The 12,927-nt window shown below is 67.6% G+C and carries 17 protein-coding genes and 1 pseudogene; 9 read left to right on the forward strand and 9 right to left on the reverse strand.

The window, feature by feature from the left end:
• The 3 genes and pseudogenes from AC5P65_RS05825 to AC5P65_RS05835 all read right to left on the reverse strand — a co-directional run bounded on the left by AC5P65_RS05825 (nucleotide 1) and on the right by AC5P65_RS05835 (nucleotide 2,909).
• Complete coding sequence (locus AC5P65_RS05825; RefSeq protein ID WP_180832171.1) at nucleotides 1-1,569, reverse strand: phospholipase D family protein; 1,569 nt, start codon at nucleotides 1,567-1,569, stop codon at nucleotides 1-3.
• 93 nt (nucleotides 1,570-1,662) lie between these two features.
• Nucleotides 1,663-2,361, reverse strand: a complete 699-nt coding sequence (locus AC5P65_RS05830) for an RNA pseudouridine synthase (protein ID WP_019662144.1) — start codon at nucleotides 2,359-2,361, stop codon at nucleotides 1,663-1,665.
• A 47-nt stretch (nucleotides 2,362-2,408) separates the two neighbouring features.
• Nucleotides 2,409-2,909, reverse strand: a pseudogene (locus tag AC5P65_RS05835) (M48 metallopeptidase family protein).
• 63 nt (nucleotides 2,910-2,972) lie between these two features.
• Between AC5P65_RS05835 and AC5P65_RS05840 the strand changes: the two are divergent.
• On the forward strand, nucleotides 2,973-3,530 hold the full coding sequence (locus AC5P65_RS05840; protein ID WP_111098033.1) for a DUF2058 domain-containing protein: 558 nt from the start codon (nucleotides 2,973-2,975) through the stop codon (nucleotides 3,528-3,530).
• Nucleotides 3,531-3,699: 169 nt separating this feature from the next.
• On the forward strand, nucleotides 3,700-3,966 hold the full coding sequence (locus AC5P65_RS05845) for a DksA/TraR family C4-type zinc finger protein (protein WP_010482865.1): 267 nt from the start codon (nucleotides 3,700-3,702) through the stop codon (nucleotides 3,964-3,966).
• A 537-nt stretch (nucleotides 3,967-4,503) separates the two neighbouring features.
• Here AC5P65_RS05845 and AC5P65_RS05850 read toward each other — a convergent pair.
• Nucleotides 4,504-5,097, reverse strand: a complete 594-nt coding sequence (locus AC5P65_RS05850) for a mechanosensitive ion channel domain-containing protein (protein ID WP_019662140.1) — start codon at nucleotides 5,095-5,097, stop codon at nucleotides 4,504-4,506.
• A gap of 35 nt (nucleotides 5,098-5,132) precedes the next feature.
• The gene (locus tag AC5P65_RS05855) at nucleotides 5,133-5,312 is read right to left on the reverse strand and encodes a hypothetical protein (RefSeq protein WP_019662139.1); all 180 of its coding nucleotides are present in this window, start codon (nucleotides 5,310-5,312) and stop codon (nucleotides 5,133-5,135) included.
• Between the two features lie 124 nt (nucleotides 5,313-5,436).
• Here AC5P65_RS05855 and AC5P65_RS05860 point away from each other — a divergent pair, with 124 nt between their 5' ends.
• The 3 genes from AC5P65_RS05860 to AC5P65_RS05870 are packed head-to-tail and all read left to right on the forward strand — an operon-like array spanning nucleotide 5,437 to nucleotide 7,437.
• A complete protein-coding gene (locus AC5P65_RS05860) occupies nucleotides 5,437-6,015 on the forward strand; it encodes an RNA polymerase sigma factor (RefSeq protein ID WP_111098032.1) in 579 nt (192 codons plus the stop codon).
• Nucleotides 6,012-6,545 (forward strand): hypothetical protein, encoded by a 534-nt coding sequence (locus tag AC5P65_RS05865; RefSeq protein ID WP_111098031.1) that lies wholly within the window; start codon nucleotides 6,012-6,014, stop codon nucleotides 6,543-6,545. Before AC5P65_RS05860 ends, AC5P65_RS05865 begins: the two co-directional genes overlap by 4 nt.
• Nucleotides 6,546-6,555: 10 nt before the next feature.
• Nucleotides 6,556-7,437, forward strand: coding sequence for a DUF4097 family beta strand repeat-containing protein (locus AC5P65_RS05870; protein WP_019662136.1), 882 nt, complete (start codon nucleotides 6,556-6,558; stop codon nucleotides 7,435-7,437).
• Nucleotides 7,438-7,486: 49 nt separating this feature from the next.
• Here AC5P65_RS05870 and AC5P65_RS05875 read toward each other — a convergent pair whose 3' ends face one another.
• The 3 genes from AC5P65_RS05875 to AC5P65_RS05885 all read right to left on the reverse strand — a co-directional run bounded on the left by AC5P65_RS05875 (nucleotide 7,487) and on the right by AC5P65_RS05885 (nucleotide 9,564).
• The gene (locus AC5P65_RS05875; protein ID WP_005410566.1) at nucleotides 7,487-7,669 is read right to left on the reverse strand and encodes a hypothetical protein; all 183 of its coding nucleotides are present in this window, start codon (nucleotides 7,667-7,669) and stop codon (nucleotides 7,487-7,489) included.
• 11 nt (nucleotides 7,670-7,680) lie between these two features.
• The gene (locus AC5P65_RS05880) at nucleotides 7,681-7,974 is read right to left on the reverse strand and encodes a YkgJ family cysteine cluster protein (protein ID WP_080112561.1); all 294 of its coding nucleotides are present in this window, start codon (nucleotides 7,972-7,974) and stop codon (nucleotides 7,681-7,683) included.
• 228 nt (nucleotides 7,975-8,202) lie between these two features.
• Nucleotides 8,203-9,564, reverse strand: coding sequence for an Hsp70 family protein (locus tag AC5P65_RS05885; protein WP_111098030.1), 1,362 nt, complete (start codon nucleotides 9,562-9,564; stop codon nucleotides 8,203-8,205).
• Between the two features lie 181 nt (nucleotides 9,565-9,745).
• Here AC5P65_RS05885 and AC5P65_RS05890 point away from each other — a divergent pair, with 181 nt between their 5' ends.
• Nucleotides 9,746-10,081 carry a zinc ribbon domain-containing protein YjdM gene (locus AC5P65_RS05890; RefSeq protein WP_021204683.1) on the forward strand — a complete coding sequence of 112 codons (336 nt, stop codon included), beginning with the start codon at nucleotides 9,746-9,748 and terminating at the stop codon, nucleotides 10,079-10,081.
• A 6-nt stretch (nucleotides 10,082-10,087) separates the two neighbouring features.
• Here AC5P65_RS05890 and AC5P65_RS05895 read toward each other — a convergent pair whose 3' ends face one another.
• On the reverse strand, nucleotides 10,088-11,242 hold the full coding sequence (locus AC5P65_RS05895; RefSeq protein ID WP_111104622.1) for a transglutaminase-like domain-containing protein: 1,155 nt from the start codon (nucleotides 11,240-11,242) through the stop codon (nucleotides 10,088-10,090).
• Between the two features lie 228 nt (nucleotides 11,243-11,470).
• Here AC5P65_RS05895 and AC5P65_RS05900 point away from each other — a divergent pair, with 228 nt between their 5' ends.
• From AC5P65_RS05900 to AC5P65_RS05910, 3 genes are read left to right on the forward strand one after another with little or no spacing between them, the layout of a single operon-like run.
• Nucleotides 11,471-12,073 carry an HD domain-containing protein gene (locus AC5P65_RS05900; protein ID WP_021204685.1) on the forward strand — a complete coding sequence of 201 codons (603 nt, stop codon included), beginning with the start codon at nucleotides 11,471-11,473 and terminating at the stop codon, nucleotides 12,071-12,073.
• Nucleotides 12,074-12,122: 49 nt separating this feature from the next.
• Nucleotides 12,123-12,296 (forward strand): oxidoreductase-like domain-containing protein, encoded by a 174-nt coding sequence (locus AC5P65_RS05905; RefSeq protein WP_080241960.1) that lies wholly within the window; start codon nucleotides 12,123-12,125, stop codon nucleotides 12,294-12,296.
• Nucleotides 12,293-12,910 carry a DUF998 domain-containing protein gene (locus tag AC5P65_RS05910; RefSeq protein WP_111098028.1) on the forward strand — a complete coding sequence of 206 codons (618 nt, stop codon included), beginning with the start codon at nucleotides 12,293-12,295 and terminating at the stop codon, nucleotides 12,908-12,910. The genes AC5P65_RS05905 and AC5P65_RS05910 overlap by 4 nt, the downstream gene beginning before the upstream one ends.
• Nucleotides 12,911-12,927 lie beyond the last annotated feature (17 nt).

Genomic DNA, 12,927 nt, shown 5'->3' on the forward strand with positions numbered 1-12,927 from the left:
TTACAGCTGCGATTCCAGCGGTAGCCAGCTGATCACCCGCGACAACCAGCGTTTGCGCGCCGTTGCCCCTGGCTCTTCCTCCGCCCAGTGCGGTGGTGGTTCGCGCTCCAGCCAGCGCAACCGGCGACGGTCGTCCAGCGCCAGCCACCAGCTGTGCCTGGGATCCGCCAGGCGCAGGTACTCGCCGCGCAGCTGTGCACCCAGCAACGGATCGTCGAACAGCACACCCATTTCAGTGTTCAGGTAGGCCGAGCGCGGATCGAGGTTGAATGAGCCGACGAAGCCGCGGCGGTCATCGACCAGGAATGCCTTGGTGTGCAGGCTGGCGCCGCTGCTGCCGAACACGCCCGCATCGCCGGACTGCCCGTGTGCCTTCAGCTCATACAGGTGGACGCCGGCTTCGAGCAACGGCACGCGGTAGCCCATGTAGCCGCCGTGCACCGCGGCGACGTCATTGGCAGCCAGTGAGTTGGTGACCACGCCGACCTGCACGCCCCGCCGGGCCATGGCCGAAAAGCCATCCAGGCCCTCGTTGCCGGGCACGAAGTAGGGCGAGATCAACAGGGCCTTGTGCCGGGCGGCCTGCAGCTCGCTGGTCAGCGTCGAAACCAGCCACGCGCCGCGATCATCGTCGCGGTGCTTCATCGGCGGGTCCGAGACGATGCGCACTGCACGGCTCCAGCGCAATGGCTCGGGACTCGGGCGCTGCCGCCTGCGCGATTCGGCCACGCGCGCAAGGTAGGGCTGGGCCACGTCACGCTGGGCCTCATGGTCCGATTCGCGTATCAGCAGGCGCAGCTGGGCATCGGTATGGAAGGCAAGCGCCGATACCGGAATGGCGGCCTCGCTGTTCCAGTAGTCGTCGAAGATCCGGCTGGCCTGCTCCACGGCAGGGCCGGCGACCAGCAGGTCCAGGTCCTGGAAGTTCACATCGGTGCGCGCGCTGAAGTATTCCTCGCCGATGTTGCGGCCGCCGACGATCGCGACGCGGCCGTCGGCAATCCAGCTCTTGTTGTGCATGCGGTGGTTCACGCTGAAGAACCGTTGCACCATCTCCACCATGCGCAGCAGGCCGGTCCGGTTGCGGAACGGGTTGTAGAGGCGGATTTCAATGTTGGGGTGCCGGTCCAGCGCCATCATCAGGGCGTCCTTGTCCTTGGCGTTCATGTCGTCGAGCAGGATGCGCACGCGCACGCCGCGTTCGGCGGCGTCGTACAACGCCTTGGCCATCAGGTGGCCGATCAGGTCGTCGTGCCAGATGTAGTACTGCAGGTCCAGGCTGCGCCCGGCGTGGGTGGTGATCATCGCGCGCGCGGCGAAGGCATCCATGCCATCGCTGAGGAAGGCCACGCCGGACTGGCCGGGATGGGCCTCCTGCAACGGAACGATCTGCCGGTCGATCCGCGTCTGTGCCGGCTGCAGCGGCAGCACGTGCGAGGGCGTGCCCCGTGCCTGCGGGGTGAGATGGTCGGCCAGCAGCAGCCCGGACAGGACCAGCAGCACCAGTGTGGCGAGGATGATTGCAGCAACGCGAAGTAGACGTCGCCACAGGGGCTTGGGCAGGCTCATGCGCCGATGGTAGATCCACGCTACGCGTGGATCAAAGGCAGACGGTGCATCGCAGAAGATCCACGCCATGCGTGGATCACAGGGACTTCCCTGTCAGAACCGCTCGTCGCTGCCCAGGTAACGCCACTGCCCTGCAGGCAGCGGTCCCAGTGCCACGCGGCCAATACGCAGCCGACGCACGGCCGTCACCTGCAGGCCGGCCGCGGTGACCGCCACGCGCAGGCCCTTGGCGGTCAGGCCCTTGCCCGCGAAGCGCAGGCGCTGCTCGCTCTGCCAGCTGACCTTGGCACCGCCGGATTCCTGCTGCAGGCGCGCCAGCAGCCATGGGCCACGCTCGGGGCCGCCTTCGGCGACCTCGATCAGGTATTCCTGCTCGGTGCGTCCCAGGTTGCGCTGAAGATGGGCCAGCGTGGCCGGGTCCTGGCTGACCACCACCAGGCCGCTGTCGCTGGCCGGAAGGGCGGCCGCCAGCTGCAGTCCGTGGAAGTGGCGCTGCAGCGGACGGATGTCGCTGGCGTCCAGCTCGCTGCGGCTGTCACTGCTGACCAGCGCGCACAGGGTTTCGGCGGCAACGCCAGCCGGTTTGTGCAGCAGCATGCTGACCCGCTCGGCCTTTTCATCGCTGGCCTGCTCGGCCACCACGATCACCGCGCTGTCATCGACCGGACGCTGCGGCTGTTCCACCACCTCGCCATTGACCGTGACCCAGCCGCCTTCGATGTAGCGCCGCGCTTCGCCGCGCGGGATGCCGAGCAGGGCGGACAGGCGTTTGTCGAGACGGATCGGTTCCATGGCAGGCAGGTCGGGCAGTGGGCGCGCAGTGTAGCTGCTGCGGCCGGTCAGCGCTGGCCGCGGTTGGCCAGCTCGGTCAGGTACAGGCGGGTATCGAATTCCAGCTGCAGGTAATCCGGCTCCATGTGCTGGCACAGCTGATAGAAGGCCTTGTTGTGGTCGGCTTCCTTCAGGTGGGCCAGCTCATGCACCACGATCATGCGCAGGAACGCTGCCGGTGCCTAGCGGAACACGGTGGCGATGCGGATCTCGCGGCTGGCCTTGAGGCGGCCGCCGTGAACGCGCGAGATGGCGGTATGGGTACCCAGCGCGTGCTTGATCACTTCCAGCGTGTTGTCGTAGCAGACCTTGTTGAGCGGCACCGACTTGCGCAGGTAGCGGTCCTTCAGCTCCTGCGTGTAGTCGTACAGCTGGCGGTCGCTGCGCACGGTGTGCGGGTCGGGGTAGCGCTGCTGCAGCCATGGGCCGAGCTTGCCCTGTGCCAGCAGGTCGCTGACCTGGGCGACCAGGGGTTCGGGATAGCCGGTGAGGTACTTCAGGACTGCCATGCAGGGGTGGCGGGGCGTCGGTAGAATGGGGACATCCAAGATTACACGCGGTACACATCGACCATGGCAAAGCCCAACGCGCTGCAGGAACAATTGCTCAAGGCCGGCCTGGCCAAGAAGTCGCAGGCCAGCGCTGCCGCGAGCGCGCAGGCCAAGGCCCGGCAGGGCAAGGCCGAATCGACGTCGGCCGAGGTCCAGCGCGAGGCTGAGCGTGCCCGCGCCGAGAAGGTCGAGCGCGACCGCGCACTGGCCGCCGAGCGCAATGCCCAGGCCCGTCAAGCTGAACAGAAGGCGCAGGCGAAGCAGATCATCACGGCCCATGCCGTGCCCCACAAGGGCGACGACGAGTACCGCTTCAGCGATGGCACGGCGATCCGCACTCTGCTGATCGACCCCAAGCTGCGCAAGGCGCTGTCGGTGGGCGTTCTGGTCATCGTTGCCCATGGTGACGGTTACGCCGTGTTGCCGCGTGCTGCCGCCGAAAAGGTGCGTGAACGCGCGCCCGAAGCGATCATCGTCGACCACGGCCAGCCGGGCTCGACCGCCGAGATCTCGACCGGCAACGCCGAGGACGACGCCTACTATGCGCAGTTCCAGGTACCGGACGACCTGATCTGGTAAACAAAAAGGGGACGGAGGGGATTAAGTCGCAATCGGATTGATCGAACCCGTGCGCGTTCCACTCAGCTTGCTGAAGCCCCGCCGAGCATGGCTCGTCGCTACAGGAAGGCATTCCTTTTACCGGGGTGTATCGTCCCCATATCAGGCGACACACCTGCGGAGGACGGCCATGGCCACCGGTTGGGCGGGAGACGGCGCGGTCCAGGACCAGATCGACGCCACCGTCGACGATGCGATCGCCCGCGCGCGGCGCCAGCTGCGCGAGGGACCCGGTCTGGAACACTGTGAGGAATGCGACGCGCCGATCCCGTTGGCGCGGCGCCAGGCCGTGCCCGGTGTCCGGCTGTGCGTGGCGTGCCAGCAGGCGCATGACGACGAAGAACAGGCGCATGCCGGCTACAACCGGCGTGGCAGCAAGGACAGCCAGTTGAGGTAAAGGTTGTTGGGCAGGGCTGCACCCTGCACCCGCCGAAGCCTTCAAGCCAAGGCAGCAGCAACAGCAAAAGCTGGCATTCCGTGAGGTGGCGGGGCGGTGTCGGAGTGCGGGGACGCCGCAAGTACGTCCTTGTAGGCTTGGCAGCCGCATCCATGCGGCTGACACCCCGCACTCCGACACCGCCCCACCTCTGACAGATTTCCGCGGCTGTTGGTAGGTGTCGACCTTGATCGACACATCTGTCAGATATCGAATGAGTCATCCACGGATGGCGTGGATCCACCGTGTCGACGAAGGTCGACACGCACCAGAGCAATGCGTCGTTCCGACAGCTCGCGGAAAACTGTCGAAGGCGGGGTGGGTCCGGTTGAGGGGGCGTGAGCCGCATGGATGCGGCGACCGAGCTTACATGGACGTACTTGCAGCGTCCCCCTCAACCGGACCCACCCCGCCTACCCACGGATAGCCAGCTTCTGCCGTTGACGTTGACGTTGATTCGGCAGGTGCAGGGCTGCAAGCCCTGCCGAACACCGCGCCTCAGCCGTCGCCCTGGATGCCACCAGGCGCCTGTGCCGGGTCGCGCCAGCGGCGCACCGTGCGCTGGAAGAACAGGTTGTTCGGCAACTGCAGCACCGTGCCCTCGTGGCCGTCGCCGGTTTCCTGCAGCGTGGTGTAGATCAGGTTCACATCGATCACCCGGCCCTTCAGACCCGGCTTCTCGCCGTTCTCCAGCACCTCGATGTAGTCATGCAGGCGGAACGGGCGCGTGGTGAAGATCAGCAGCGTGCAGAAGATGTTGGAGAGCACGCTCCACGCCGCGAAAAAGGCCACCGCACCCACGGCGGCAAAGCCGGTGAACGCCGTCCACAGTACCGAAGGCGACGCGCCCAGCAGGCTGAGGATGTACAGCAGGGCGCTGAAATAGACCACGAAACTGGTGATCCGCCGGGCGCCCATCGCCATCTCCGGTGGCAGTGTGTAGTGCTCGGCGAAACGCCGGATGAGGCGCCGTGCCAGCACCCGCAGCAGCCACGCGGCCAGCAGGGTCAGCAGGATCTTCACGGCGATACCCACGTCATGCAGCCAGGGGTGGGTCCAGGCGGGGAGATGATCCTTCAGCGACAACATCATGGCGCGACAACAGGTGGCAATAACGGCCCTTGATGTTACCCGGCGCCTGCCGTGGATTCGACTGCCGGTGCCCAGGCCAGGCACACCAGTTCCTGGCGATGCTGCTGCAGGCAGGCGCGGCCACTGTCCGTGCGCAGCTGCAGGGACAGGCCCAATGCCTGCAGCACGACGCAGGCGGCGATCACCAGCACGGCGGCGCAGGCGGGGCTGGACATGACTGGACTCCCGGAGGTGTTTTCTCGAAGACCTTTCATGGATGCAGCCATCGTCGAAAAGGTTGCATGTCCCTGATCGCCTATCACCTCTAAACCTTTTTCCAGGCCGCCGCATCCAAGCGATATGCTCGACACCACCATGCCAGCGCTGCCTGCCGCCAACGACCCCGTCGACGAACCCGCCCTGGTGCGGGCGGCCGCTGCGGGAGACACTGCTGCCTACGAACTGCTGTACCGGCGTCACGCGCCGCGTGTATTCGCTGTGCTGTGGCGGTTGTGTGGCGGCCAGCAGGCACGTGCCGAGGATGCGCTGCAGGAGGCCTTCCTGCAGGCCTGGAAAGCGCTGCCGGGGTTCCGCTTCGAGAGCAGCCTGTCGACCTGGCTGCATCGGCTGGGCGTCAACGCCGCGCTCATGGAGCTGCGTGGCCGGGCGGGCGGGCAGGACCATGACAGCCTCGACGAAGTGGACGGAGGGTTGCAGGAACTGGCGGTGCGTGACCGCTGCGCCGGCACCGAGCGCGACCTGGAGCGCGCGCTGTCGACACTACCACCACGGGCGCGTGCGGTACTGGTGCTGCACGACATCGAAGGCTGGAAACACCAGGAAATCGCCGAGCAGCTGCAGATGGCCGTCGGCAGTTCCAAGGCACAGCTGCATCGTGCGCGCGGCCTGTTGCGCGCACGGCTGGGAGACATGACATGAGTACGCACGAACACGATTTCGATCACGACCTGCTGGCCCGGCTGCGTGCGCTGCCGAATGAGCGCGAAGTGCCCACTGATGGTTGGGCACGCCTGTCTGCCCGGCTGCCGCCGCGTGAACCACAGGCAGCACCTGCGCCAACGGGCAGCGTGGTGGCCCTGGCAACGCGTTCGCGGCGCCGCTGGTGGTTGCCGGCCGGCGCTGCCCTGGCTGCCAGCCTGGCGATCTACGCGGTGGCCCCTTGGTGGCATGCGCAGCCGGATACACCGGTGCCGTCCACGCTGCAGTTGCAGGCGGCTGCGATGACCGAGCAGTACCAGCAGGCCGTGGCCTCGCTGCCCGATGGGCGCGCGCCGGAATGGCAGCCGGCCCTGCACGAACTGGATGAAAGCGCGGCGCAGATCCGTGCCGCACTGGCGCAGGACCCGCGCGCGCCGCACCTGCTTGGCCAGCTCAAGCGCACCTATGCGCTGCGGCTGGAACTGACCCGGCAGGCGGCCTATGCCGCCGAGTCCGGCCTGACGACTTGAGGAGACCCCCATGACCCGAACCCTGATTTCCTGCTGTGTCGCACTGCTGCTGTCCCCTGCCGTGGCGCTGGCCGACACCCGCATCGACGAGCGCCACACCTTGGCTGCGGGCGGTCGCATCGAACTGAGCAACGTGGCCGGCAAGGTGACCGTGCGTGGCTGGGACCGCAATGATGTGCAACTCACCGGCACGCTCAGCGATGGCCTGCAGCTGCGCCAGGAAAAGAGCGCCAACCGGGTGCGCTGGGAGATTGAATACCCGCGCCGCAGCAACAATGGTGGCGCGACGCTGGTGCTGAACGTGCCGCGCTCGGTGGAACTGCTGTTGAGCACGGTCAGCGCCAGCCAGGACATCAGTGGCATCGATGTGCGACGGCTGCAGGCCGACACCGTCAGCGGCAGCCTCAGCGCGGCTGGCCGCAGCGGCGACAGCAAACTCAACACGGTCAGTGGCAGTGTCAGCGCACGCCTGCAGACGCCGAAGCTGGACGTAAATACGGTCAGTGGCCGGATCGAGGCCGGCGGCGGCGTGTCCGGTGATATCGGTGCGCAGACGGTATCCGGCCGGGTTGCGGTGGAGGCCGGACGCGTGCAGCGGTTGGCGGTGGAGACCGTCTCGGGCAGCATCGATCTGGCAGCAGCCGGGTTGGCGCCCGGTGGCCGCATCAATGTCGAATCGGTCAGTGCCCCGGTCACGCTGAGCCTGCCGCGCACGGTGTCGGCACAGCTGTCGGTGAACAGCTTCAGCGGCTCGATCAACAGCGATGCCGGGCAGGTGGAGCGGCCGCGCTATGGGCCGGGCAGCCATCTCGACACGCGTCTGGGCGGCGGTGATGGAGACATCCGCATCCAGTCGCACTCGGGCAGTGTGAGGGTACGCCTGGATCGCTGAGCGCGGTCCGGCAGGCCGCGGCGGCAGCGCCGCCGCGGTCGGTGCTGGGTCAGCTGGCTTTCTTCAGCGCCCAGGTGGTGCCGAGCACTTCGATCTTGCCACCGGCCTTGCGGAACGCTGCCAGGTCCGAAGCGATCGAATCGCTGCTGACCACGGTGCTGGCGGCCGCGCCCTTGCGTTCGCTGCGGATGCTGTTGCTGGCCTTCGCGGGGGTCTTTGCCTTGCGGGGCATGGTTGCTCCTGTCAGGTGGAAGGGGAGGAAAGCGACCAGGCATCAGCCTGGCGCAGGTAGTCCTGCCGCTCGCGGCGGCAGTCATCGCCGCCCATCGAAAACTGGCGGCAGATCGCCGGGCGCTGCGAATAGATCGTGCAGCGCAGGTGATAGGGATCGATCGCCGCGCACCAGCCTTCCTCGTTGCGCGCCATCACGGCACGGCCGTGGGAGTCGCGTGACAGGAACTGGCCAGGCACGTGGTCGCCGGGCTGCAGCAGCACGGGCAGCCGACAACAGACCGCGTCACAACGGCGGCAGTCGATGGGTGCAGGTGCTGCGTCAGGTTGTAAGGCCACAGGGGCCTGGCGGGTGCCCAAAGCGGGTCTCGATGGCGGCTCAGGTGCTGCGCGGACCATGAACGAGCCAGGAAGGCATGGCCGCTAGGCCCGCAGGCGGGCCAGGCTGCACCGTGGACACACACCGGCGTGGCCAGTGGAAGGTGCAGCGGGGTTCTAGCCGACCAAGAGTAACTTAGACCGCGTAACGTTTTGTTAATCCGGGCTGGCTGCCGCCAGTGCCAGGCCCTGGACCACGCCCAGCGAGGGCTCGCCGTGGACCATGCGGGCGCCCGGGAAGGCCTCGGCCACGGCCTGGCGCAGGTAGCCGGCGCGGGACATGCCGCCGGTCAGGAACACCGCATCCGGGTCGCCGCCAATGTCGCTGCGGACCTGGGCCAGCAGTTCCCGGATCTGTTCCAGGTAGCCGTGAGCGGCAGCGGCCAGGCCGGCGGCGCTGCTGTCGGCATGCAGGTCGCGGGCAATGTAGTCCAGCGTGCTGCGGTGCTCGCTGGCGGCACTGAGGGCGATCTTCGCGCGTTCCACATCGCGGTACAGGCGGGCGGTATTGCCGGTGTCCTGCAGGGCCTGCAGGCGCGCGCGCCACGGATCGTCGACGTGATCGTATTTGTGCTGGCGGAAGTCACGCTGGCGGGTCATGTCCTGCACCGTGGCCGCTTCCACGTAGTGGTGGGCGGGCACGCGGGTGATGCCGCGGCCGAACAGCGGCATGTAGCTGGACAGGCTCAGCGCCAGGTCGATGTCGGTACCGCCGCGGGCGATACCCCAGGCGCGGTGTATGCGCGGGGCGTCGTCGCCGCCGACTTCGGCATGCGCGATGTCGGTGGTACCGCCACCGATGTCGACGATCACCGCCTGGTGCCGCTCGCGGCTTTCGGCGTGGTAATGCATGGCCGCCGCGGCCGGTTCCTCGAGGAAATCGATCTGGTCGAAGCCGGCCTGGGTGGCGGCCTCGCGCAGGATGTCCAGCGCCTGGTCGTTGCCGGCCGCGCCGATCGAGCTGCGGAACTGCACCGGGCGGCCGAGCAGGGCGGCACGCAGCGGCTGGCCGAGCTGGGCGCTGGCAGTCAGGCGGATGTGCTCGAGGATGTGCGCGGCGATGCCGGTGATGGTCTGCTTGGCGCGCGGGTGCAGGTTGTAGCCGAGCATCGACTTCGGGCTCTGCACCAGGTTGCCTTCGTGTTCCTCGAAATAGGCTTCCAGCGCGTCATCGCCATAGACCGCGTTCTGCAGCAGGTCGCTGGCGCTGCGTTCCTTGCCGGCGCGCGCTTCCATCCACTCCCGTCGCAGTGCGCGCAGGGCTTCGCGGCGCAGTGCCTGTGGCGTGCGTTCCTGGCCGGCGGCGCGGGCCGCGCGCGCAGCGCTGTCGATCATCTGCTGCAGCTGGTGTTCCTGCCCATCATCGAGCTGGAAGTCATCCGGGTCGGGCACCACGCCGGGGAAGTACACGCTGGTGCGGAACTGTTCGGCGTCGCCGAAGCGGATCGGCAGCAGCTTTCCCTCATGCACGATGGCGGCGGCGGAGTTGCTGGTACCGAAGTCGATGCCGAGGCGCATGGGAAGTTCCGGGGTCGATCAGGGGCCGCGCACTCTGCTGTAGTTCGCCGCCGACTGCAAGTTCCGGGGGCGTGCCGTTGTGTGTCGGGCCAGGTGCGCAGCCCGGGGCCTGCCTGGAAAAGGGGCAGGGAAGCCAGGCGGTTACAATGGCGGCTGTTGATTCACTTTGAGGTACTTGCTGATGTCTTCTGCCCCCGCCTGCCCGCAGTGCACCCTGGAAAACACCTACGCCGATGGTGCGCTCTGGATCTGCGCCGACTGCGGCTTCGAATGGACCCCCGAAGAAAGCGCGGGCTCCACCCTGGTCGTGCGTGACAGCAACGGCAATACCCTGCAGGCCGGCGACACCGTCACCGTAATCAAGGACCTGAAAGTGAAGGGCTCCTCGATCCCGCTCAAGCAGGGCACCGTGATCCGCAACATCCGCCTGGTCGAAGATGATGCCGAGCACATCGAAGGCAACTCGGACAAGATCAAGGGCCTGGTCCTGAAGACCTGCTTCCTCAAGAAGGCCTGATCGCCTTCAGCGCCTGGCCTGCTGCTGCGCGCGCCAGCGGGCCAGGCTGTCCAGCTTGGCCTGGTAGCGCGCCTGCTCCGGCGCGCCCCCCAGTTCCCGTGCACGCAGCAGTTCACGATCGGCGCGCTTGAGCTGGCCAGCCAGGAAATAGGCGCGTGCCAGCCCGAAGTGGAACTGATGCGCGGTGTCGTACAGGCGCACGGCCTGCCGGTAATGGCGGATCGCCTCGTCCAGTTGGCCGGCGCGTTCGGCCTTGGCGCCGAACATGTACTGCGCGAACGGGTCTTCGCGCTGCACCGACTTCAGCCGGCGCTCAAGTGACTGCGCCTGTGCGGTCAAGCCCAGGCTGCGGAACAGCGCAGAGGCATTGGTCAGTGCGGCATCCTGGCGGCCGTCCAGCTGCAGCGATCGGTCCAGCGCCTGCCGCGCCGCCTCGGTGTTGCCTTCGCGGTGGGCGAGTACGCCGAGGTTGTTCCACACCGGAGCGAACCCGCTGTCCTGGCCCAGGGAAGCGTCGAAGAACGCACGCGCGCCGCCGAAGTCACCGTCGGCGAGGCGCTCCGCACCCCGGTTGTTGTAGAAATGCGCCAATGCCCGCGCACGGCTGACCGGAACCGGCCCACGGCGGTCATAGAGCACGTTGCGATCCAGATCGACGGTACCGAAACGCCCGCCGACGTCGACACCGGCGTTGACGTGGCCGACGCTGTAGACCACGCCCGCGTCCTGGTCCTGGTACCAGGACACTACCTGCCCCACTTCCTGCACGCGCGCCTGGATGCCCGCCTCCCGCGCAAGCGTCACGAACAGCAGGGTGAAGGCCAGGCAGTTGGCGCGGCGGTGCTGCCAGATATCGCTGACGGTGTAGGTCGCATTGGCGTCGTACTGCAGGTCCAGCCCGTGCTGGCCGAAGATCATCTCCACGAGCGCCTGCAACCGCTGGTCGCGGGAGTAGCTGCGCTGGATCACCTGCTTCTGGAGCATCGCACGCAGGTCTGCGGGAATGGCGAACACTTCTTCCGGGGTCGGCACGCGTACCGCTGACACGGTGATGGTCGGGGTCGTCACCACATCGGCGGGCGGTGCCTGGCCTGCGCCGAAGGCAGGAGCACAGAAGGCCAGCAGCGAAAGGGTGAGGCAATGGGCGGCAGAACGGTACATGACGGTTCCCGGCAGCGGCGGGCGCTCCCGCCTGTGGCGAGTGTATTCCCATGGATGTCAGGCTGCAGCGACCGTTGGTCGGCGCCGCGGTCATCCACAACCGATGTGGACCAGCGCTCGACAAAGCTGTGGACAACTGGCTCCGGGCCCCGCCCGGCAAGCGTTGTGAGTGCGTGGTGAAAAAACCGCCAGCTTGCCCGGCGCCGGCACAGGCGGGATGATCCGGGCATGGACTTCTCACCGCTGACGCTTGCCCCGGCGCAGTGGCAGGCGCTGCAGGACAGCTATGCAACGCCGCCACGGGCCTACCACCACTTCGGCCATGTACGCGCCGTGCTGCAGCACTGCCAGGAGGTGGCCGACGGCCCTGGCTGGACCCAGCCGGCCGAGATCTATCTGGCCGTGCTCTACCACGATGCGATCTACCACGCGGGGCGCAAGGACAACGAGGCCCGTTCGGCGCAGCTGGCCCTGCAGGCGATCGCACAGGCACCGGAGCTGGCCGCAGTGGATGCCGCACGCGTCGGGCAGTTGATCCTGCTGACCGCCCGCCATGGTGAGCTGGGTCCGCAGGATGTGGATGCCGAGGCGGCGCTGTTCCTGGACTGCGACATGGCGATCCTGGCCGCGCCGGAGCCGGTGTTTGCCGCCTATGACCGTGGCGTGGCCGACGAATACAAGGGCGTGGTGCCGGGCTTCCTGTACCGCGCCGGCCGCCGTCGGTTCCTGCAGGGCCTGCTGCGGGCGCCGCGGATTTTCCTCAGTGACTTCTTCCACCAACGGCTGGATGCGGCCGCTCGGGAGAACCTGCGCCGACAGCTGGCCCGCTGAGCCAGCCCGGTACACTGGGGCCTGCTTCCACTGATCGTCGCTTCCGACCGTGTCCGTCCCTGATCCCGATCCACGCCCGCTACCACCGGAAGAACCCGGTCCCAACGAATGCTGCGGCAGCGGCTGCCCGCTGTGCGTGCTGGACCTGTACTCCGAGGAGCTGCAGCGTTACCGCAAGGCGTTGGCCGAATGGAAGACGCGGCATCCTGAGGACGCAGCATGAGCCGTGCGCGTCCGGTGGCGGTGCTGGCACTGGTGGCGCTGCTGCTGTTCGTGGCAACCGCGCTGTGGACCCAGGTTGCGCGCAGTGATCTGGACTGGGTGCGGGCGACGTTGAGCCTGTATCTGCACGGGCCGTGGGGGCTGGCGTTGCGCGCTGCCTACTGCGTGCTGGCGCTGGCCATTGCGGCACTCGGCGTTGCGCTGTATCGCGGCAGCATCGGCCCACGGCGCAGTGCGGCCGCACCGCTGTTGTTCACGGTTTCCGCCCTGGGCCTGGCGACGGTGGCGATCGGCGACAGTTGGCTGCCTGAAGCGACCCCGTTGCTGGCGCCGTTCATCCACGGGCTGGCAGCCAACACGGCGTTCCTGTGTGCCTGCGTCGGCATGCTGCTGCAGGCGTGGTACCTGCGCCGGGAACCGGGTTGGCAGCCCGCCGCTGACCTGCTCTGGGGCTGGGCATGGCTGGCCTTCGTGCTGCTGTGGCTGCACGTGCTGTGGCGCGCTGGGCCACCGCGCGGGCTCGGACAGAAAGTGGTGATCGCAGTGATCGTCGGCTGGCTTCTGTACCTGGCGACGGCCCTGTACCGTCGCAGCCGCCAGGCCGCGGCCGACTGAATCCCCAACGGCCTGCG

The sequence above is a fragment of the Stenotrophomonas sp. YJH_SMC_48-3 genome, assembly GCF_059369375.1.